This window comes from Nonomuraea sp. NPDC005983 (assembly GCF_040614375.1).
Lineage (GTDB): Bacteria > Actinomycetota > Actinomycetes > Streptosporangiales > Streptosporangiaceae > Nonomuraea.
Window position 1 is genome coordinate 34,813 of record NZ_JBEXUP010000042.1, and the last position, 20,506, is coordinate 55,318.

18 protein-coding genes and 1 tRNA gene are annotated in these 20,506 nt (G+C 72.0%); 13 read left to right on the plus strand and 6 right to left on the minus strand.

Annotated features, from left to right (window positions below):
• The first annotated feature begins 74 nt into the window (after positions 1-74).
• Positions 75-2,015, plus strand: coding sequence for an AAA family ATPase (locus ABZ297_RS20020; protein ID WP_355347931.1), 1,941 nt, complete (start codon positions 75-77; stop codon positions 2,013-2,015).
• A 2-nt stretch (positions 2,016-2,017) separates the two neighbouring features.
• Here ABZ297_RS20020 and ABZ297_RS20025 read toward each other — a convergent pair.
• Positions 2,018-2,104: transfer RNA gene (locus ABZ297_RS20025), tRNA-Ser, on the minus strand.
• 51 nt (positions 2,105-2,155) lie between these two features.
• Here ABZ297_RS20025 and ABZ297_RS20030 point away from each other — a divergent pair.
• Positions 2,156-2,482: an STAS domain-containing protein gene (locus ABZ297_RS20030; protein ID WP_355347934.1), complete on the plus strand. Its 327-nt coding sequence runs from the start codon at positions 2,156-2,158 to the stop codon at positions 2,480-2,482.
• Here the strand turns inward: ABZ297_RS20030 and ABZ297_RS20035 are convergent.
• Together ABZ297_RS20035 and ABZ297_RS20040 are read right to left on the minus strand one after the other, a co-directional pair.
• Positions 2,465-3,310, minus strand: a complete 846-nt coding sequence (locus ABZ297_RS20035) for an NUDIX domain-containing protein (RefSeq protein WP_355347937.1) — start codon at positions 3,308-3,310, stop codon at positions 2,465-2,467. The genes ABZ297_RS20030 and ABZ297_RS20035 overlap by 18 nt on opposite strands.
• A gap of 140 nt (positions 3,311-3,450) precedes the next feature.
• The gene (locus tag ABZ297_RS20040) at positions 3,451-4,959 is read right to left on the minus strand and encodes an MFS transporter (RefSeq protein WP_355347939.1); all 1,509 of its coding nucleotides are present in this window, start codon (positions 4,957-4,959) and stop codon (positions 3,451-3,453) included.
• A gap of 157 nt (positions 4,960-5,116) precedes the next feature.
• Here ABZ297_RS20040 and ABZ297_RS20045 point away from each other — a divergent pair, with 157 nt between their 5' ends.
• Genes ABZ297_RS20045 through ABZ297_RS20055 form a run of 3 tightly spaced genes read left to right on the plus strand, consistent with a single transcriptional unit; the run spans position 5,117 to position 8,408 of the window.
• Entirely contained in the window at positions 5,117-5,857 is a 741-nt protein-coding gene (locus tag ABZ297_RS20045; RefSeq protein ID WP_355347942.1) for a TetR/AcrR family transcriptional regulator C-terminal domain-containing protein, read from the plus strand.
• A gap of 59 nt (positions 5,858-5,916) precedes the next feature.
• The gene (locus ABZ297_RS20050) at positions 5,917-6,771 is read left to right on the plus strand and encodes a hypothetical protein (RefSeq protein WP_355347945.1); all 855 of its coding nucleotides are present in this window, start codon (positions 5,917-5,919) and stop codon (positions 6,769-6,771) included.
• Positions 6,765-8,408, plus strand: coding sequence for a PQQ-binding-like beta-propeller repeat protein (locus tag ABZ297_RS20055; protein ID WP_355347947.1), 1,644 nt, complete (start codon positions 6,765-6,767; stop codon positions 8,406-8,408). The genes ABZ297_RS20050 and ABZ297_RS20055 overlap by 7 nt, the downstream gene beginning before the upstream one ends.
• 108 nt (positions 8,409-8,516) lie before the next feature.
• Here the strand turns inward: ABZ297_RS20055 and ABZ297_RS20060 are convergent, their stop codons facing one another.
• Positions 8,517-9,086, minus strand: coding sequence for a TetR/AcrR family transcriptional regulator (locus ABZ297_RS20060; protein ID WP_355347950.1), 570 nt, complete (start codon positions 9,084-9,086; stop codon positions 8,517-8,519).
• Between the two features lie 88 nt (positions 9,087-9,174).
• Here ABZ297_RS20060 and ABZ297_RS20065 point away from each other — a divergent pair, with 88 nt between their 5' ends.
• From ABZ297_RS20065 to ABZ297_RS20075, 3 genes are all read left to right on the plus strand, one after another.
• Positions 9,175-9,546 carry a DUF4267 domain-containing protein gene (locus tag ABZ297_RS20065; RefSeq protein WP_355347953.1) on the plus strand — a complete coding sequence of 124 codons (372 nt, stop codon included), beginning with the start codon at positions 9,175-9,177 and terminating at the stop codon, positions 9,544-9,546.
• A gap of 230 nt (positions 9,547-9,776) precedes the next feature.
• Positions 9,777-11,228 carry an alpha/beta hydrolase gene (locus ABZ297_RS20070; protein ID WP_355347955.1) on the plus strand — a complete coding sequence of 484 codons (1,452 nt, stop codon included), beginning with the start codon at positions 9,777-9,779 and terminating at the stop codon, positions 11,226-11,228.
• Positions 11,229-11,294: 66 nt separating this feature from the next.
• Positions 11,295-13,352 carry a histidine kinase gene (locus ABZ297_RS20075; RefSeq protein WP_355347958.1) on the plus strand — a complete coding sequence of 686 codons (2,058 nt, stop codon included), beginning with the start codon at positions 11,295-11,297 and terminating at the stop codon, positions 13,350-13,352.
• On the opposite strand, the gene ABZ297_RS20080 is transcribed toward ABZ297_RS20075, so the two are convergent.
• Entirely contained in the window at positions 13,349-13,957 is a 609-nt protein-coding gene (locus ABZ297_RS20080) for a response regulator transcription factor (protein WP_355347961.1), read from the minus strand. The two genes, ABZ297_RS20075 and ABZ297_RS20080, sit on opposite strands and share 4 nt — an antisense overlap.
• 97 nt (positions 13,958-14,054) lie before the next feature.
• Between ABZ297_RS20080 and ABZ297_RS20085 the strand changes: the two genes are divergently transcribed.
• The 3 genes from ABZ297_RS20085 to ABZ297_RS20095 are packed head-to-tail and all read left to right on the plus strand — an operon-like array spanning position 14,055 to position 17,462.
• Entirely contained in the window at positions 14,055-14,789 is a 735-nt protein-coding gene (locus ABZ297_RS20085) for an ABC transporter ATP-binding protein (RefSeq protein WP_355347964.1), read from the plus strand.
• Positions 14,777-17,206 carry an FtsX-like permease family protein gene (locus ABZ297_RS20090; RefSeq protein ID WP_355347967.1) on the plus strand — a complete coding sequence of 810 codons (2,430 nt, stop codon included), beginning with the start codon at positions 14,777-14,779 and terminating at the stop codon, positions 17,204-17,206. The genes ABZ297_RS20085 and ABZ297_RS20090 overlap by 13 nt, the downstream gene beginning before the upstream one ends.
• The gene (locus ABZ297_RS20095; protein ID WP_355347970.1) at positions 17,157-17,462 is read left to right on the plus strand and encodes a hypothetical protein; all 306 of its coding nucleotides are present in this window, start codon (positions 17,157-17,159) and stop codon (positions 17,460-17,462) included. The genes ABZ297_RS20090 and ABZ297_RS20095 overlap by 50 nt, the downstream gene beginning before the upstream one ends.
• Positions 17,463-17,512: 50 nt before the next feature.
• On the opposite strand, the gene ABZ297_RS20100 is transcribed toward ABZ297_RS20095, so the two are convergent.
• Positions 17,513-18,106, minus strand: coding sequence for a hypothetical protein (locus ABZ297_RS20100; protein WP_355347973.1), 594 nt, complete (start codon positions 18,104-18,106; stop codon positions 17,513-17,515).
• A 666-nt stretch (positions 18,107-18,772) separates the two neighbouring features.
• Between ABZ297_RS20100 and ABZ297_RS20105 the strand changes: the two genes are divergently transcribed.
• On the plus strand, positions 18,773-19,288 hold the full coding sequence (locus tag ABZ297_RS20105; protein ID WP_355347976.1) for a SigE family RNA polymerase sigma factor: 516 nt from the start codon (positions 18,773-18,775) through the stop codon (positions 19,286-19,288).
• Positions 19,285-20,490, plus strand: coding sequence for a hypothetical protein (locus tag ABZ297_RS20110; protein ID WP_355347979.1), 1,206 nt, complete (start codon positions 19,285-19,287; stop codon positions 20,488-20,490). The genes ABZ297_RS20105 and ABZ297_RS20110 overlap by 4 nt, the downstream gene beginning before the upstream one ends.
• Positions 20,491-20,506 lie beyond the last annotated feature (16 nt).

A 20,506-nucleotide genomic window follows, 5' to 3' on the forward strand; every position in this document is an offset into this window, starting at 1 on the left:
GTGTTCATGGGAACGCGTGGCGTTACTCTGCAAGGTATTTGCTGCCCCTTTAGACCCACCCGAGGGGGAACACGGTGGCAAGACACGATCGAGAGGAATCTCTCGAGGAACAGCTGGCCTGGCTTGACGCGATCAAGGAGACGGAAGAGACGCCGGTCAGGGTCAGCGCTGCGAACGTCCCCGTCGACGAGGCGGTTACGTCGCCGTACCCCCCTGACCCGTGGCAGCTCGTGCCGACGCCGCCCGACACGCCCACCCCGCCGCTGTTCCGCGCCGCCGTCGACACCGTGTACGGGTCGGCCGCCGCCGAGGAACTGCCGGAAGGGGAGAGCGAGGCCGCCGAGTGGCTGGAGACGGCGTCCAAGACGGACGACGCGAAGGACGAGCCGGTCGTGCCCCCCGTCAGCCTGGGCAGGCAGGACGGCGACGCGTTCCTCGCTCCGCTGAAGCCGCTGCCGCGTCCTGACGACACCGACCCGTTCGCGTTCTCGTTCACGGACACCGAGGAGCCCGCCGACCAGACGCGCGGGGAAGAGACCTCCTGGCCCGAACGGCCGTCGTGGACGACGCCTGAGACCTCTGACGAGCCGGAGCCGCGCGGGACGTCCGAGACCACCGCCAAGCAGGAGGCCGAGGAGTCGCCGCTCGCCTTCGACGAGCCCGCCCCGGCCCCCCGCCCGGCCGGCGAGCCGAGCACCACGGACGAGCCGCCCACCGAGGGCGACCGCCCGCCCTTCGACGAACCGCGCACCCCGGACGAGCCCCTCGCCTCCAGCGGAGTGCGCCAGGCGGACAAAGCGCCGCCCTCCGACGAGCCCCACCCTCTCGATACGCCCAGCCCCTTCGAGGAGCCGCGCGCTCTCGGCAGGCCGCGTGCGTTCGAGGAGCCCCGTGCGTTTGAGGAGCCCCGTGCGTTTGAGGAGCCGCGTCCTGTCGAGCGTTCACGGCCGTTCGAGCGGCCGGGCGCGTTGGAGCGGCCGGCCGCGTTCGAGCCGCCGGCTGAGGAGCCGCGTCCGTCCCGGCGCCGTCCCGCGCCGATCCCGGTGTTCACCGCCCCGCCGCGCCCCCCGGTCACCGGCAGGCCGAACGCCGACAGCCTCGACCCCGAGAGCCTGCTGCGCGGCAGGCGCAACGCGCCGTCCAAGGGCTGGCGCCGCCTGGTCTACAAGGCGTCCGGCGGCTGGATCAAGCCGGGCGAGCCGCCGGAGATCCGCCGCCGCCGCGAGCTGCTGACCAGGGCCCGCACCCCGGTCGCCACCGGGCACCACCGGGTGGCCGTGCTGAGCCTGAAAGGCGGCGTCGGCAAGACCACGACCACGGTCGGCCTGGGCGCGACGCTGGCCCAGGTGCGCGGCGACCGCGTGATCGCCGTCGACGCGAACCCCGACCGCGGGACCCTGTCGGACAAGGTGGAGCTGGAGACCTCGGCCACGGTCCGCGACCTGCTGAACGAGCGCGACCAGGTCAAGCGGTACGTCGACATCAGGGCGTTCACCTCGCAGGCCCCCTCGCGCCTGGAGGTGCTGGCCTCCGACCGCGACCCGTCGGTGTCGGAGGCGTTCAGCGGCGCCGACTACCAGGCGGTCTCACAGGTGCTGGAGAACTTCTACTCGATCTGCCTCACCGACTGCGGCACCGGGCTGCTGCACTCGGCGATGGGCGGCGTGCTCGGCCTCGCCGACCAGATCGTGCTGGTCAGCTCTCCGTCGGTGGACGGCGCCAGGGCGGCGTCGGCGACCCTCGACTGGCTGGAGGCGCACCACTACGGCGACCTGGTCAGGGAGGCGACGGTGGTGTTGTGCAGCGTCAGGCCGCGGTCGAAGTCGGCGGTCGACATCAAGAAGCTGGAGGCCCACTTCGCGGCCAGGTGCCGGGCGGTGATCCGCGTCCCCTACGACCCGCATCTGGAGGAGGGGGCGGAGATCGATCTCGACCGGCTGCAGGAGCCGACCAGGGACGCCTACCTCCAGCTGGCGGCGAGCGTCGGCGACGGCTTCGCGGGGGCCCAGGAGTAGAGCGGAGGGTGTGGGATTCGAACCCACGAGGCCATCGCTGACCTGGCCGCTTTCAAGGCGGCTGCACTCGTCCACTATGCGAACCCTCCAGTGCGCACACCACCATAGCGGCTGTCGTGGCAGCGGTGTACGTTCAGGAGGTGACGGATCTCAGCGTTGAGGTGGAGCGAACTGGCGGTGCCGTGGTCGTGCGCCTCGGCGGAGATCTCGACAAGCTCACCGCTCCACGGCTCGGCGACTGCCTGTCCGGGCTCGTCCGGGAGGGCGAGGTCGAGATCGTCATCGACGCGGAGCGGCTGTCGTTCTGCGATTCGAGTGGTCTGTGGGTGCTGGTCGAGCACCAACGCAGGGTCGGCGCCCGCCAGGGGGCGCTCAGGCTGACGGGCGTGCACGGGGTGCTGCTGCGCGTCCTGGACGTGACGGGCCTGAGAGCCGCCTTCGACGTCGGGCTACCCGCCCAGCTGTGAAAGCAGCCACTTCGGCCCGACGGTCTCGGCGCCGAGCTCGCTGACACGCTCCTTCAACGCCCGGTCGGCGGTGACGACGAGCACCCGCTCCCACGGCCTGGCCTTCCGGACGACGTCCACGACGGTGTCGTCACCGCTGCCCGTGGCCGCCACCACCTGGACCCCGTTGACCGGCGCGGCGCCGCGCGCGGCGCCTTCGACGACCGCCAGGATCCTCGGGAACCACCGCGCGAGCACCGGGTGGCTCAGCTGGGCCGCGGCGACGTCGGCGATCAGCCGTTGGGCGGCGCCGAGCCGGTCGCGCCACCATCCGTGCTCGGCCCGCGCGCCGATGATGTTCGCCACGTCCAGCACGAGCAGATCGGGGGCGAGCGTCGGCTGGATGGTCGCCCACGTCTCCGCGAAGCCGGGGTGCAGCTTCCTGGAGGCGACCTGGGCCAGCGGCAGCCAGCGCAGCTCGGTGCTCTCACTGTTCGCGGGCGCCACGGCCAGCAGCTCCGGTGACTCGGCGATCACCGTCTCGAACGCCCAACCGCCGTGGTCGTCGAGGTAGACGCCCTTCACGCGCAGCACGTCGCCGCTCAGCGCGGCCTCCTCGTACGCCTCACGCAGCGCCCCCGCCACGGCGTCCTCGTGGCTGTCGAGGGCTCCGCCCGGCAGCCCCCACGTGCCGCCGTGGTGGCTCCACCAGGACCGCTTCTGCATCAGCACGTGCGGGACGCCCTGCTCGTCGTGGTGCACGGCGAGCAGCCCGGACGCGCCGTGCAGCCCCCAGTGCCGGTGGCCTCGCGAGCACTGCGCCCACCCGTCGCCGTCCTTAGCCGCCATACCTCGATTGTGCTGGAAACCGGCACGCCGCGACAGGAAGGCGGCCGCGCCTGCGTGAAGCCGTCAGCCGAGCATGTCCGCGATCAGTTCCGCGTCGACCGCGGCCGGGGTGAGGCGGTAGCCCTGCGGCGGCTCGACCCTCATGAGGTCGTGGTCGAACGCCGGCTCGCGGCGGGCTCCTCGACCGGACCGGCCTTACGGTCGCGCAGCAGCAGGAGGGCCAGGACGGCGGAGGCGAGCACGCCGCAGGCGCCGGCCACGAAGGCGACGGACATCGCGGTGGTGAAGGCGTCGCGGGCGGCCGCGGCCAGCCCGGCGTCTCCGGCGCGGGCGGCCACACCGAGCGCGTCGGCGATCGAGTGGCGGGCCGCCTCGGGCGCCGAGGCGGGCATGGCGCCGGTGAACGTGGTGGCCAGGACGCTGCCCAGGGCGGCGACCCCGAGCGCGGCGCCGGCCTGCTGGACGGTGTCGTTGAGGGCGGACCCGACCCCGGCGTGCTCGGGCGGCACGGCTCCCATCAGCGCCGCGATGGCGGCCGGCTGCGCCAGGCCGGCTCCGATGCCGAACAGGACCAGAGCCGTGGCCACCATCGGGAAGCCGTCATCGGCCGAGAGCGTCGCCAGTACGCCGAACGCGGCCGCCAGCACGACCAGCCCGGAGACGACCAGGGGCCGGTTGCCGATCTTCTGGCCCAGGGTGGCGCCGACGCCGTTGACCACGATCACGGCCACCGCCATCGGGGCGAGGGCCAGGCCGGCCTGCGTGGGCGAGTAGCCGAGCACGAACTGCAGGTACTGGGTCAGCGCCAGCAGCAGCCCGCCGTTGCCGACCTGCGCCAGCACGAGGGAGAGGCTGCCGCCGCTGAAGTTGCGGTCGCGGAACAGCTGCAACGGCACCATCGGGTCCGGCGTGCGGATCTCCCAGATCACGAACCCCACCAGGCCGAGCACGGCGACGGCGAGCGCGGCGAGGGTGCCCGGGTGGGCGAGGCCGTGCTGCGGCAGCGCGATGATCACCCAGACCAGGGCGGTCATGCCGGTCACGGACAGGACCGCGCCGAGAGGGTCGGGCTTGCGCCACGGCCCCTTGGACTCCGGCATCCACGTCAGGGCCGCGACGATCGCCAGCACCACGACGGGGACGTTGATCAGGAAGACCGAGCCCCACCAGAACTTGGCGATCAGCGCTCCGCCCACGACCGGGCCGCCGACCATGCCGACCATGAGCACCGAGCTCCAGATCGACATCGCCTTGCGCCGCTCGGTGTCGTCGAACACGGTGATGAGGATCGACAGCGTGCTCGGCATGACCAGCGCGCCGCCGACTCCCATCAGGACGCGGCCCGCGATCAGCTCTGCCGGGCTCGCGGCGTAGGTGGCCACCAGCGAGGCGGCCCCGAAGACCAGCAGGCCGATGATCATCACACGGCGCCGGCCGTAGCGGTCCGACAGGCTGCCGGCGGTGAGGAGCAGGCCGGCGAAGACCAGGATGTAGCCGTCGATGATCCACTGGATGTCCTGGGTGCTCGCCCCGAGGTCGTTCGTCAGCGGCGGGATCGCCACGGTGAGCACTCCGTTGTCGACCACGAGAACCCACGTGCTGAGACAGAGCACGACCAGGATGAGCCAGCGCCGGGGATGGCGATCCATCACAACCTCCTTGAACGGTGTGCAGCTGTTGCACAGTGTGCAGCATAACTGCACACCGTTCAAATCCTGGACAGTGTTCGAGTTCCTTGAAGCTGTACAGTCACTCGCACGGTGTACAACTGGCCGGTATCCTGGGCCGGGAGAGCAAGGAGGCCGCATGCCAGCCGAAGAGCAGTCGTTCCCCTCGGTGTGGGCCCGCCCGCGACGGCGGCGGCGCGAGCAACCGGCGCTGAGCCAGGAGCAGATCGTGTCGGAGGCCCTTCAGCTCCTCGACAGCGAGGGCATCGACGCCCTGAGCATGCGACGCCTCGGCAACCGGCTCGGCGCCGTCGCCACCGCCGTCTACTGGCACGTGGCCAACAAGGACGAGCTGATCGAACTGGTCATCGACGAGATCTACGGCGAGGTGGAGGTGCCGGAGGTCGACGACCCGGCGGCCTGGCGCGAGGCGGCGGCCGCGACCGCGCGCAGCCTGCGCTCGATGATCCTGCGCCACCCGTGGATCGTCTCCGTGCTCGACGAGGTGGCGCTGTGTTACCTCGGGCCGAACCTGATGCGGGCCTCCGACCGCATGCTCGGCGTCTTCACCACGGCGGGCTTCGACCTGGTGGAGGCCGACCAGGCCATGAAGAGCCTCGTCGCGTACGTCCTGGGGATGGCGGCCAGCGAGGCCGCGATGCTGACCAGACTCACCCGCAGCGGCCGCACCGAGCAGGAGTGGGTCGAGAGCATGTCGGCGACCGCCGAGGAGGCCGCCCGGCCGTACCCGCGGCTGCACGCGCTGTACGCGGCCGACCCCTTCAGCGACCCGGAGAGGGTGCGCGTCGACAACTTCGGCTACGGGCTCGACCGGGTCCTCGACGGCCTCGAAGCCCGGCGAGCCGCGGCGAAGAACTAGCCCGTTTCACCTCCCTGAGACCCCGTGCTATTCGATCAGCGCGGCGGCATGATGGTGAGGTGAGCGTTTCACCGGAGGGTGGTTCCGGCGAGGCATCCGGCTCGGGGCGGGCCAAGCGGATCGTGTGGTTGGCGGGGTTGTGTTCCGCGATCTTGATCGCGGTGGGTGGAGCCTGGTTCACGGGCCTGTTCGGCGTGGTCGCCGACTCAGGCGAGGCCGCGGACGTCGTCCAGGACACCCTGGGGCGGCCGGCGCTTCGCGTGAGCGTCGTCCAGCAGCGCGGGCAGTTGACCGCCACGGCGCTCGGGGAGCGTCCGAAGGGGGCCGACAAGGGCGTCCTGCTCGGCGGAGAGACGGCGCAGGGGCAGCTGCGCGACCTGGTGAAACGCCGTCAGGGCGCACCGGTCGGCAAGGCGGTCGTGCGGGTGGAGCTGACCGGCGGGCGCAAGGCGGTGCGCGTCGTCGGCGCCCGCCCGGTGGTGAAGAAGGTGGGCACGCCGCTGACGGCCGCCCTGCTCGCCTGCGAGACGGCGGGAGAGGAGAGCACGGTCGAGATGGTGGCGCGCCTCGACCCGGTGTCCCCGGCGTTCCTGGGCAAGCCGCCGAGCAAGCGTCCGTACTTCGAGTCCAGGACCATCTCCCTGAAGCGGGACGAGCAGGTGACACTCGACATGACGGTGATGCCGGGAAGCGGCGTCTACGACTTCACCATCGTGATCGACTACCAGTACGACGGCAGAACGGAGACCCAGGAGGTCTTCGACGCCGACGGCAGGCCGTTCCGGGTGACAAGCGCCGTCGCGCCCGGAAAGTACGGCGTGGTGTACCAGCCCACGACCGCGGAGAGCTATCACGCGCTGCGCAAGACGGAGGTCGAAGCCTACTTCCGGAACCGGGGCGTCAGGGGATGCTGAGCGTCCGGAGCCTCCTGCCGGCCGCGTTGCTGGTGGCGGGGGCGTTCGCGCTCGTGGCGGACTCGGCGTCGGTTCCCGCGCACCGGCCGGCGTCGGCGCTGCCCACCGGGATCAGCGAGGCGTGGTCGTTCGCCTCGAAGGGGCTCGGCCAGGGCATGGACGCGCGTCCCGCGATGGTGGTGGGGGCGGAGGCGATCCTGCCGAGCGGCCCCACGCCGTCGCTCTCCGGCGACCTGGAGGTGCACGACGTGAGCACCGGCCGGACGCGGTTGTGGCGCGAGGACTTCCTGCTCGACGACGACATGTCCGTGGCGGTGGGCGACGTCCTCGTCTCGGCGGGAAACCGGGGAGGGCCCGGCGTCGTGACCGGGTTCGAGCTGGGGAAGGACCGGCATCTCTGGACGCGGGAGCTGGCGGAGCACGCCGACAGGATGGTGGTCGCCGACGGCAGGGTGATCCTCGTTGCGGGTTCGACGGTGCAGGCGCTGATGCCGGGCAGCGGGGCGGTGGCCTGGGAGAAGCCGCTGCGGCGCGACTGCGGCTACCCCGTCGACTCGTGGGGACGGTTCGTCGCGCTGACCGAGTTGTGCTCGTCCGAGCCCGGCCGCCGGATTCTCGTCCTCGACGCGAGCAGCGGTGCGCAGGTGCTGGACGAGCGCGTCGCGGACGGGAAGGACCCCTCCTTGTGGGCGGCGGTCGGGGAGCTGGTCCTGCGGGAGTCCCCCGGAGGACTGGAGTACGTCGGGGCGGGTGGCGCCGTGCGTCACCGCGTCCCGGGATCCGGCATCGAGGTGGAGCAGGTGATCCAGGGGCCGCGGGGCAGCGGCATGGTTATCGCGTCGGCCGACGGCGGGCGGTCGGCGATGGCCTATGACGAGGCGGCGCACCTGCTGTGGAAGCGGCCCGGCCTGCCGGACGTGTGGGGCTCAGAGAGGGAGCCACTCGTGAGCGCCGATCGCCGGTTCGCCTACTCGCTGCTGAACCCGAAGGCCGACGAGGGCGACACGCTGGTCTTCCTCGACGTGCGGTCGTTAGCGGACGGGCGACGAGCGATCTTTCCGCTTCCGCTCCACGGGCTGGGCGCCAGCATCCTGGGCGTCTCGGGGAACTCCGTGGTCATCAGAGCGACCGGCGCGGACGGGCCCGCGGTGACCGTGTTCCGCCTGGAAGGGGCGGATCAGGCGGGAGAGTCGATCGAGGTGCACGGAACGCGCTTCACCGCCTGGCCGGACCCGTGCTCGCTCCTCCCCCCTGACACGCTGCCCGCCGGCGGCAAGGGGTACGACCACCGGTCGGAGACGGAGTTCGGGAGACCCGCCGTCTGCACGCTGATCCCGTCCGACGAGCACGATCCCGTCCTGCGGGTCGCCATCGCGTGGATGGCGGACACGCCCGGGTTCGCCGGCCGTCTCCTTGCTGCCGCGCGTTTCGACGACGAGCAGAACGCTCCCGGCGAGCACGGCCTGCGAGCGCTCGGCGGGGGAGCGTATCTGCGGGCGTACGAGAACGGTCATGGTCACCAGGATCTGGCCCTGGTCGTGGTGGGCCGGCTCGTCGTCAGCCTGCAGGCTGCGGACGACGAGCGGGCAACGGTGAAGTACGCGAAGGTCCTGGCCGCGTACCTGCACAACCGGTGAGGCCGGTCGTGCCCGCCGACCCGGAAGCGCTCGTGATCAGGACTGCCGAGCCGCCTCGCTGATCAGCGTGAGAAGCGCGTGATCAGGGGCACGGAGCGGCCTCGCTGATCAGCGTGAGAAGCGTGCGATCAGGAGAGCCAGCCGGCGTTCATGGTCCTCGCGGCGGAGCCTGCCGTTGCGCATGAGCGTGACGAGCCCGTGCAGCCCGCTCCAGAAGGTCTCGGTGAGCACATCCAGGTTGTCGTCCTTCGCCAGCGGTCGCAGGCTCTCGCGCAGCTCGCCGAAGGCGGCCTGCAGGGCGGCAGGCGCCTGGGGGGTGGCGAACGGCAGGTCGACGGCGTGCGTGAATATCACGTCGTAGAGCGCGGGTCGTTGCTCGGCGAACGCCGCGTACGCCGCACCGACGGCGGCGAGCACCTGCTGCGGGCCCGCCGCCGTGCGGGCCGCGTGCAGTTCGGCGGCGAGGTCGGCGCAGCCCTCCACCGCGACCGCCGCCATGATGGCGCCCTTGTCCTTGAAGTGGCTGTAGAGGACCGGCTGGCTGTACTCGATCTCCTCGGCGAGCCGCCGCGTGGTCACCGCGTCCCAGCCTTCTGATTCGGCCAGTTCCCGCGCGGCCGTGACGATCAACCGTTCCCGCTCTGCTCGCTCGCGCTCCCGGCGACTCTGGATAGACATGACAGTCATTCTAGCACCGCTAGCGTTCCTGTCGAAGTTATGCTAGTTTCGCTCTCGCATCTAGCGCTGCTAGCAAAAGGAGAACGTCATGCTCACCACCGCCGCCTACGGACTGGCCATCGCCCTCGACCTCCTGATCCTCTACATCGGCCTCCGCTTCCTCGTGGTGCCGCAGGCCTCGGCGGCCGGCTACGGAGTCGCCGCCAAGCCGGACGGAGACGCCGCCTACCTGACCATCAAGGGCCTGCGCGACTTCACCTTCGGCGTCGTCGGTATCGCCCTGCTCGCCTTCGTGGGCGCCCGCGCCGAGGCCTGGTTCATGCTCGCCGTCGCCATCGCCCCTCTCGGCGACACCCTTATCGTCCTGCGCCACGGCGGCACCAAGGCGGTCGCCTTCGGCATCCACTTCGCCACCGCCGTGGTCGTCCTCATCAGCGCCGCCCTGCTGTTCGCCGTCTGAAAACCCACACCAGGCAAGGAGTCACACCGATGTCGCTGATCGTGCCGAGCTTCAACGAGTCCGTCGTCGTCCGATCCGCGGAGGCCGAAGTGATCGGACGGGCCCCGACCACCATCCCGCGACCTGGGACAGTGCCCGCAAGGGCGATATGTCCGGCTTGTGATGACGTCATGGTCGATCGATGATCACGTACCTGGGGCTCCGAGCCCGTGACCAGCAGACTTGTCGCCATGAACCCCATCGCCGCCGCGCTGGTCGCCCTGGCCATCGCCCCCACTGTTCCGGCCGCCCAGACCGCCTCGCCCACCTGGGGCGCCTGCCCAGCCGCCTCAGGTGTCGATGCCCGGCAGGAGTGCACGACCCTCCAGGTGCCGCTCGACTACAGCGCGCCGGCCGGTGAGGCGATCTCGGTGGCCGTCTCCAGGATCCGGACGGCCAAGCCGGGCCTGCGCAGGGGCGTCCTGGTCTTCATCCCCGGCGGGCCGGGCAGCCCCGGCCTGAACCGTCCCAGCACGCTGGCGGGCCGCCTGCCCCAGGAGGTGCTCGACCGTTACGACCTCGTCAGCTTCGACCCGCGCGGCGTCGGCCAGAGCACGCCCGTCAGCTGCGGCCTCGACCATGACGACCTCGCCCCGACCCGGCTCAAGCCCTGGCCCTCGGCCGACGGCGACATCACCGAGAACGTGAACTGGTCGCGCAGGATCGCCGAGGCGTGCGCCCGCAACGCCGGGCCGTTGCTGCGCCACATCAGCACCCGCAACGAGGCGAGGGACCTCGACCGCATCCGCGCCGCCCTGGGCGAGGAGCGCCTGTCGTACTGGGGCGTCTCCTACGGGACCTACGCCGGCGCCGCCTATGCCACGATGTTCCCCGGCCGTACCGATCGGGTCGTGCTCGACAGCAACGACGACCCCGACCCGCACCGGGTGGCCCGCACCTGGCTGGCGAACTACGCGGTGGGCGTCGAGGACCGCTTTCCCGACTTCGCCGCGTGGGCGGCGGCCCGCGACGGCGAGTACGGCCTGGGCGCCGACCCGGCCGCGGTCCGCCGCACCGTGATCGGGCTCGCCGCCCGGCTGGACCGGGAACCCCTGCCCTGGCAGGGCAGCAACCCGCCCGAGCTGAACGGCAACGTGCTGCGGGAGACGATGCTCAACGCCTTCTACTCCGACGCGAACTTCCCCGCGCTGGCCGGGCTTATGAAGGCGGCGCTGGCCTCGGGTCCGCTGCCCGCGCCCAACACCCCGCCGGACGCGGTCATGCAGACCATCGCCGCCACCGCCGGCGCGACCATGTGCAACGACGTGGAGTGGCCCGACTCGGTCGGCGCGCACCAGCGGCTGGTCACCCGCAACCGGGCCGCCTACCCGCTCACCGCGGGCATGCCGGTCAACATGGGGCCGTGCGCCTTCTGGCCCTACCGGCCCGCCGAGCGGCCCGTGCGGGTCACCTCGCGCGGCCCGTCCAACGTCCTGCTCGTCCAGAACCTGCGTGACCCCTCCACTCCGCACAGCGGCGCGCTGCGGATGCGCGAGGCGTTCGGCGAGCGGGCGCGCATGGTCAGCGTGGACTCGGGCGGCCACGGCTCCTACCTCGCCAACGGCAACGCCTGCGGCGACAAGGCCGTGACCGACTTCCTGGTCAGCGGCCGGCGCCCGGCCCGCGACGTGGTCTGCGACTGACCCCGGCAGGCTCGCCTTCCCCGCTCCCCCCGTAGTCTTGCGTCGGTCTGACGCGGGGGGAGCGGGGTGTCGCAGGTTCGGGTACCTCGGCTGGCGCAGGGGATCGTGATCGTGGTGCTCGCCGGGTTCACGTCCGTCTACGTGCTCGCGGGCTCGGCGCTCGCACTCGTGGCGTTCGGCCTCCAGCTCGTCTACGTGCTGCGCCCCCTGCGCCGGTTCAGGCGCCCGTGGTTGCTGGTCGCGCAGGCGATCGTCGGGTACGCGGCCACGCTCGGGTTCGGCACCTCCGTCGGGCTGCTCGGCTTCCTCGGCGGGTCGCTGCTGCTGACCCCTGCCTGGCCGCTGGCCCCGCTGGTGGCCGTCAGCGCCGCGGTGATCGGCCCGGTGGACCCCGCGATCAGCATGATGCTCATCGCGCTGGTGGTCTACGGGCTCACCCGGCTCACCGAACGGGTGGACGAGGTGCACGCCGCCCGGCTGGCCCTGGCGGTGGCGGCGGCGGCCGAGGAGCGGCTGCGGATCGCCACCGAGCTGAGCGACGGCTTCGGCAGCGGGCTGACGGCGATCACGACGGGCGTCCGGGCCGTCCTGGCGCAGCCGGAGCGCGCGGCGGACGTGCTCGGCGAGGTCGTCAGCACGGCTCGCCGGTCCCTGGCGGACGCCAGGGGCGCCGCGGCGGGCTACCGCGCCTCGTCCCTGACGCCCGAGATGACGACCGCTCGGGCGATGCTGACCGCCGCCGGAGTCACGACGGAGATCCGTGTCGGGCACCGTGAGCCGCTGGGCCCAGCGGGCGCGCTGCTCGCGGCGGTGCTGCGGGAGACGGTGACCGAGGCCGTGCGGCGGAGCACCGCCAGGACGTGTGTGATCGAGACCACCGCCGAGGCGGTCGAGCCGGGCGGGATGATACGGCTGCGCGTCACGCACGACGGCGCCCCCACGGCCGAGGACGGTTACCTGGCCGACCTGGCCCGGCAGCTGGAGCAGGCAGGCGGCAGCCTGGTCACGGGCCTGTCCGCCGAGGGCTGGCTGACCGTCGAGGCGGCGCTGCCCGAGGGGCCGGTGGAGACCACCGACGACCCGGGCGCCTATCGGCTGTCCGTCGCGCTGCTGGCCGCCGTGCTGGTCGGGTTCGTGGTCAAGGGGCTGCTGATCGTCCCGGAGAGCCTGGTGGTGCCCGCGGCGGCCTGCCAGATGATGATCGTCGCCATGCAGATCCGGGCGATCAACGGGCGGCACATGCGCGCGCTCGCGCTGATGGCGCTGCTCACCTACCTGCCGATACCCGTGTTCGGGAAGGCGTGGCTGGGCGTGGCCGGGTTTCTCGCCGGCCCGGTGCTGCTCGCGTTCCGGTGGACGGTGGCCTGGCCGCTGGTGGCGGCCGTGATGACGAGCGTGGCGGTGAGCTCGGTGCTGCTCGGCCTGCCGCTCCCGGTGACGGCCAACTACACCGTGAGCACGCTGGTGACGGGGCTGGTCGTGTACGGGCTGCTCAAGCTCGCCCAGCTGGTGAAGGAGCTGCAGGAGGCCAGGCAGGCGCTGGCCCGGTCAGCCGTGGTCGAGGAGCGCCTGCGCGCCGCCCGGGACCTGCACGACCTGCTCGGGCACAGCCTGGCAGCCATCCTGCTCAAGTGCGAGCTGGCCAGACGCCTCGACCCCGTACGGGCCAGGGCCGAGCTGGAGGACGTGCTCACGATGGCCCAGAAGGCGGAGGCCGACCTGCGGGTCGTCTCCGGAGGGCAGCAGGCGCTCTCGCTGGCGGCCGAGGCCGGGTCGGCACGGTCGGTGCTGGCCGCCGCGGGCATCCGGGTGGAGCTGGACCTGGCGCACGACGAGCTGTCCGCCGAGGTGGAGAACGTCCTGGCCACGGTGCTGCGCGAGGCGGTGACCAACGTGCTCAGGCACAGCTCGGCGCGGCAGTGCGCGATCACGACGGCGGCGGGGGAGGGCACGGTACGGCTGGCCGTGCGCAACGACGGTGTCCGCTCCGCCGGAGGGCGGCCCGGCTCGTCCGGGATCGGCAACCTGACCACCCGCCTGGCGGCGCTGGACGGGCGGCTCGGCACGTCCTGTGCGGACGGCTGGTTCGAGCTGACGGCCGAGGCGCCGACGCCGGCGGGTTAGATCCAGCCCGCCTCGGTGGCGATGCGGACGGCGTCCGTGCGGTTGCGGGCGTTCAGCTTGGCGACGATGGCCGTCAGATAGTTGCGTACCGTCCCCGCGCCGAGAAAGAGCTGCGCCGCTATCTCCGTCGCGTCGGCGCCGCCCGCGATCAGGCGCAGCACGTCGGCCTCCCGGGGCGTGAGCGGGTTGTCGGCCAGGTCCCAGGCGGTGACCGCGAGCGAGGGGTCGAGCACGCGTCCTCCCGCCACGACCTTGCGGATCGCCGCGATCAGCTCCTCGGGCGGCGCGGTCTTCAGCAGGAATCCGTCCACCTGCGCGCCGAGCGCGCGGCGCAGGTGGCCCGGCTTGCCGTGCCCTGTCAGCATGACCGTCCGGCACGACGGCAGCTTCGCGCGCAGCTCGGCCGCGGCGGCCAGGCCGTCGAGCGTTCCGGGCATGTCGACGTCGAGCACCGCGACGTCCGGCAGATGAACCAGGGCCGAGGGGACGGCGGCGTCGCCCGACTCGACCGCGGCCACGATCTCCAGGTCCGGTTCGAGGCCGAGCAGCGCGACCAGGGCGCCTCTGATGACGTGCTGGTCCTCCGCCAGCAGCACACGAATCACAGGGATATGTCTACCAGTGTCCAGATCATGACGAGGTCATGGCGCACGCGTGACCGCCTCTCTGGGCCGCGCCGCCTCCGTCCAGCAGGGTCGAAGCATGACAGATGTGGTGCGTATGGACGCCGTGAGCAAGGTGTACGGGAAGGGCCAGGGCGCGGTCGCGGCCCTGCGCGAGGTGTCGGTGGGCATTCCCCGCGGGAGCTTCACCGCGGTCATGGGCCCGTCGGGGTCGGGCAAGAGCACGTTCCTGCACTGCGCGGCGGGCCTGGACGTGCCGTCCTCGGGCTCGGTCCGGCTCGGCGGCAGCGAACTGGCCGGGATGGACGAGACGGCGCTGACCGAGCTGCGCAGGCAGCGCGTCGGCTTCGTGTTCCAGGCGTTCAACCTGGTCGCGGCGCTCACCGTGATCGAGAACATCACGCTGCCCCTGCGGCTGGCGGGTGTCCGGCCGGACCGGGCCTGGCTGGACGAGGTGGTGTCCAGGGTGGGCCTGGAGGGGCGGACCGGCCACCGCCCCGCCCAGCTGTCGGGTGGCCAGCAGCAGCGGGTGGCCATCGCCAGGGCGCTAGTGACCAGGCCCGAGGTGGTGTTCGGCGACGAGCCCACCGGCGCGCTCGACACGATGACCGCCCGCGACGTGCTGACGCTGCTCCGGGAGATCGTGGACGCGACGGGGCAGACGGTGGTCATGGTCACCCACGACCCGGTGGCCGCGTCCTACGCCGACGTGGCGCTGTTCCTGGCCGACGGCAGGATCGTGGACTCCGTGACGGCTCCCACCTCGGAGCAGGTCGCCGAGCGGATGACCAGGCTGGGAGCGTGGGTCCGTTGATCTCCCTGGCTTTGAGGACGCTGCGGCACCGCGTGGCCGCGTTCGCCGGCGCGTTCGTCGCGCTGCTCTGCGCCGCCGCGCTGGTCTGCGCCTGCGGCATGCTGCTGGAGACGGGACTGCGCGGCGGCGTCGCCCCCGAGCGCTACGCGGGCACTCCGATGATCGTCACCGGCGACCAGTTCGTCAGAGAGACGATCCGCAAGCCGGAGAAGACCAAGACGAAGGCCAAGCCGGTGGCGGAGCGGGCCTGGGTTCCCGCGTCCCTGGCCGAGCGCGTGCGCCGGGTCCCCGGCGTCTCGCGGGTGGTGACCGAGGTGACCTTCCCCGCCTACCTCGCGGGCCGCCCCTTCCAGGGGCACGGCTGGGAGTCGGCGCCGCTCACCCCGTTCACGCTGCGCGCGGGACGCGAGCCGAGGACGGCGGGCGAGGTCGTCGCGGAGGCCGGGACGGGGATCTCCGTGGGCGCGCGCGTGCCCGTGCGAACGCCTGCGGGCACCGGCACCTACCTGGTCACCGGCGTCACCTCCCAGGACCTGCCCGGCCAGGACTCCCTGTTCTTCGCCACCGCCGAGGCCCGGCGCCTGGCAGGACGGCCGGGGCAGGTCAGCGCGATCGGCGTCTTCCCCGCAGTGGACGTGTCCGGAGCGCTGCACGACACGACGGCCCTCGCCTACACCGGGGACGAACGCGGCACCGTCGAGTTCCCAGACGCCGAGAAGGCACGGGTGAAGCTGATCAGCCTGGGCGGCGCCCTCGGCGGCACCTCGCTGCTGGTGGCGATCCTCGTCGTGGTCGGCACGTTCGCGCTCTCCATCCAGCAGCGCCAGCGAGAGATCGCGCTGCTCAGGGCCGTCGCGGCCACCCCGCGCCAGGTCCGCCGGATGCTCGGCGGCGAGGCGCTGCTGGTCAGCGTGGTGGCCGGGCTCCTCGGCTCGGCGGCCGGAGTCGGGCTGGGATTCTGGTTGCGGTCCAGGTTCGTCGCGCTGGACGCGATGCCGGAGAACCTGCAGCTGGTGGTCAGCCCGTTCCCGCTGCTCGCCGCGCTGGCGGCCACCGTGGCGGCGGCGTGGGCGGCGGCTCGCCTCTCAGCCCGCCGCGCGGTGCGGATCCGCCCGGTCGAGGCGCTCGGGGAGGCGGCCCTTCCCACCACGCGGATCCCTCCGGGCAGGCTGGTCGCGGGGCTGCTGTGCGCCGGGGGCGGCGTGGCGCTGACGGTGGTGCTGTCGTCCCTGTCGGTCGAGGCGGCGGCGAGCCCGGTCACCATGCTCACCGCACTGGTGTGGACGGTCGCCGTGGCCCTGCTCGGCCCGCTGATCGCGGACGCGGCGACGGCCGTGCTCGCGGTGGCGCTGCGCGCGTCCCGGGTGGGCGGGTACCTGGCCGCGGCCAACCTCAGGGCCGGGGCCAAGCGGCTGGCCTCCGTCGTCACGCCGCTCACCCTGATGGTGGCGATGACCTGCGTGATCCTGTTCGTGCAGACCACCATGGGGCACGCGGCGCAGGAGCAGGCGGCAGCGGGCACCAGGGCGGGGCACGTCCTCGGGCCGCACGTCCCGTCCGGCGCGGCGGCGGCCGTGCGGAAGGTCCCGGGGGTCGAGGCGGTCACCGAGGTGCTGCACACCTCGGTGCGGGTGGGCCTGGACAAGTACGGCGCGCAGGCCGTGACCCCCGACGGGCTCGGCAGCACCATGGACCTGGGCGTGCTCTCCGGCTCGCTCGACGGCCTCGACGACGGCTCCGTCGCGGTCAGCCGGACGGCGGCCGAGCGGCTCGGCGTCACGGTGGGCGAGAAGATCCGGCTGACCCTCGGTGACGGGACGCCCGCCGAGCTGCGCGTCATCGCCGTCTACGCCCGCGGGCTCGGGTTCGGCGACCTCACGCTCTCCCACGCGCTGGTGGTCCCGCACGTGGACGACCCGCTCGGGACGGCGCTGGTCACGGCCCCCACGGTGACGCGGGCCGACCTGGAACGGGCGGTGCCGGGGATCGGGGACGCGTCCCCGGCCGCCGAGGCGGGCACGTCCAACGCGGAGGTCTCCTACGTGGCGATGGGCCTGATCATCGCGTTCACCGCGATCGCCGTGGTCAACACCCTGGCCATGTCGACGTCGGCGAGGTCGCGGGAGCTCGCCCTGCTGCGCCTGGTCGGCACCACGCGGCGGCAGGTGCTGCGGATGCTGCGGCTGGAGACCCTGGCGGCGGTCGCGATCGCCGTGGTCATCGGGACGGGAATCGCGCTGCTCACCCTGTCGGCGTTCAGCATGGGCATGACGGACTCGCCTGTGCCGCACATCCCGCCGCTCGGCTACCTCGCGGTGGTCGTCACCGCGGCAGCGCTCGCCCTGCTCGCCACCGTCCTGCCTGCCCGTGCCGCCCTCACCGGCCGCCCGGCCGACGCGCTCGGCGCACGCGAGTAGGCGGGTCGGGTGGTCGCTGGCCCAGCGGCTGCGTGAAGAGTTCACGACCAGGGCGGAGCCCACGCCGGTACGCGACTCGGGGGCCGCGTACCAGGCGTTCAGGCGGCTGTCCGACGACGACAGGGAGCTGCTCTACGCCAATCCCGAGCTCTGTGGCGGGCTCACGGAGCCGGGCAAGGCCTCGATCACTGTGACAGAACTGCCCCTGGACGCCGAAGCCCTCCGCGACCCTTACCCCGACTGCGCCGCCCAGTAGGCCGACCCCGGAGCACTCGGCACCCGGCCTGGCCGGGTGCCGAAGGCGGCTCAGGCGCTGCTGGTGTCCGGCTTGACGTAGGTGACCCTGACGTTCAGGTAGCTCGCCACGCCGTAGTCATGGCCGCGGATGGCGAGCAGGTTGCAGCACTCCAGGTACCTCGCCGGGACGACCACGTCGATCGCGCCGGCGTTGCAGTTGCCGCTCACGGCGGTCTGCACGAGCCGGCCGTTCATGTAGACCTTCGCGTCGTTGTCCACCGTTCCCTGGATGCGGACCTCCTGGGCGTCCCGCGGAATGTGCAGCCAGTGACGCACCACGAGGTCGGTGTTGGCGTCCCATCGGGTCTTGACCTGGGCGGGGTTGTTCCAGGGGCACACGCCCCCGGTCGTGCCGAAGCCCTCCTGTCCGGACGGCCAGCCGCTGTCGTCGAAGCCCCGCTCGTAGAAGGCGGGGTCGTCGGTTCCGGGCGGCACCTGCCGGTATCGCCAGCCCGTGCTGTTGTAGTCGAGCGCGGTGACGACGGTCGCGGGAGCGTCGGCCGGGGAGGCGGACGCGGATGCCGGGACTGACAGGGCCATGGCGGCCAGCAGCGCACCCGCCGCCAGAGCTGTGGGCAGGGAACGCACTGGTCTCCTGAACATAGCGACCTTCCTTGTCGATTGTTCGCAGGCAGCGATCGACAGGCGTCCCGAGCCTGTGGAACGCCATTCGCTGCACACCTGACTGATTCGGCGAAAGCAAATCACGGCCGGGTCGCCTGCGAACGTGTTCGCCGCCACAGGATTGATCATTCCTTGCGCAGACATTGCTTGGTAAGGCCGGGTCTTCGCTTTGGTAATGAGTCTGATTTTTCGGTTTTCTGATAAGCGTCCGCAGTCGATCACGCTTGGTCGGACGTCCCCGTGACCTGCGGCGTGCAGTGTCGTATCAGCAGCTCGCTGCGCCCGGATCCAGGAAATAAAGGAGGAACGGGGCCTCCCAGTACAACTGCCGGCAGAAGTTGCGCGCCGCCGTTTTGTTCGCCGTCCTCCTCCTGTTCGGAAACGTGAACCGGATTACTTTCTGAAGAAATCGGCCACCCCAAGTCTCGCTGGATTCTCGGCAATCGACCGCAGGCCAGAACGGCGCAGAGTAGTCGCACCGGCAGTCCGTGGTGGGACCTGCCTCAGGAGTACGGTTCGTGGTCCACCATCTACCGCCGGTTCCGGCCGTGGGAGGGCTTCCCGCGCCTTTCCGCGGGGCGGATGCAACAGTTCGCCAGGCAAGTCCATCTGGGAGGTGACACGGACGACGAAAGGCGAAGGCAGTTGGAAGCAGATCCCCGGTTCGCCGGGTTCGTAGCCGAGCGCGGCGATGCGCTGTTGCGTTACGGCTACGTCCTGGCCGGGAACCCGCACGACGCGGCCGACCTGGTGCAGGAGGCGCTGCTGAAGCTACGCGCCTCCTGGCCGAGACTGCGCGCCAAGGACAATCCGGAAAGTTATGTGCGTACCACCATGGCCAGGCTGCACACGGCGGCCTGGCGGTTGCGGCGGCGCGAGCTGCTCGCCTGGGACCCACCGGAGCACGGCTACCACGACGCGCTGCCCAGCGAGGACGAGCAGGCGATGTGGGAGGTGCTGGCCGGATTGCCCCGCAAGCAGCGGGTGGTACTGGTGTTGCGCTACTACGAGGGGCTGAGCGACGAGGAGATCGCGGCGGCTCTGGGGATCTCTCGTGGAACCGTGCGGAGCCAGGCGTCGCGGGCGCTCGGCAAACTCCGATTCGCGGTGGGCGAGCACATCGAGGAAGGCGTCGGGTCGGATCGCGGGGAGCGGCGATGAGCGGTATCGAAGAGCGGTTGAGCAGGACCCTGGGACATGCGGCCGAACGGGCGCCACGGCTGGCCGCTCCGGCGGCGGAACGGCTGGAGACCGGTTACCGGCGGCGCAGGCACAGGTCCCAGGCGCTACTCGCGGCGGCGGCCGTGGTGGTGGTCGCCGGCGGGGTGGTCGTGGGCCTGCGGGCGGGCGGCGACGGGACGGCACTGCCCGCGGACGGCCCGTCGGGGGCGCCGTCCGCGGTGATCAGCGCCGGCACCGCGCAACCCGTCGAGAAGGTGTGGCCGCAGGCTGTGTGGAAGATGCCCGTCAAGGACTCCGAAGGCAGGGAGCTGCGCCCCGTCGCGCTGACCGACGACGGGAAGCTGCTGGTCCAGGCGTGGCGCAAGAGCCTGCGGCCCGAGGTGCTCTACCTCTACGACCCGGCCGGAGGGGACCTGCGGAAGATCGCGGACGTGCCCGCGTCGAAGAAGGGCGGGGCGGGCGCCTCGAACATCAGCATGGGTGAGGGCGTGGTGGCGTGGTGGACGTGGACGAAGACCTCCGTCCACCTCTGGGCCGTCCCGCTGACCGGCGGCGAGGCCCGGCAGGTGGCCGAGCACAAGACCAGAGACGACTTTGTCGGCGGCCTCGCCGTGGCGAACGGCGCGATCGTGTTCTCCATGCAGAAGGGCGGGGTGTTCAGTGTTCCCGTGAACGGGGGCCAGGTGACACCGGTCGACCGCGGAGCCGGGCTGCACCTGTTGTCCTGGCCATGGGCGGGCTCGCCGGGCACGTGGAGCCCCAAGGACGGGGCGCCGTTCACGCACCTGGTCAACCTGGAGACCGGGCAGACCAGCGACGCGGCCCCGGCCCGCCAGGGAGAGCAGTTGCTCGCCTGCGGCGTCCAGTCCTGCCTCGCGACGACGTCCGGTGGCGCCAGGGCGTTCACCCGGCAGCGTGACGGTTCGGAGCAGCAGGAGGTGCCGACCGGCTTCCAGATCCCGGAGCCGCCCAGCCAGAGCCGCTTCTACGTGCGCACCCTCAGGAGCGATTCCCCGGGGCTCGGGCTCTACGACCTGAAGACCGGAACGCTGGCGGACCTGGGCATCGGGGACATGGCCGCGCGGACCGGCGAGGTCCCGGTCGCCGACCGGGCCGGACGGATGATGACGTACCGGACCAAGAGCGGCAGGTACGTGATCGACCTGTCCAGGATCCCCTGACCGGAGGCCGCCGTCC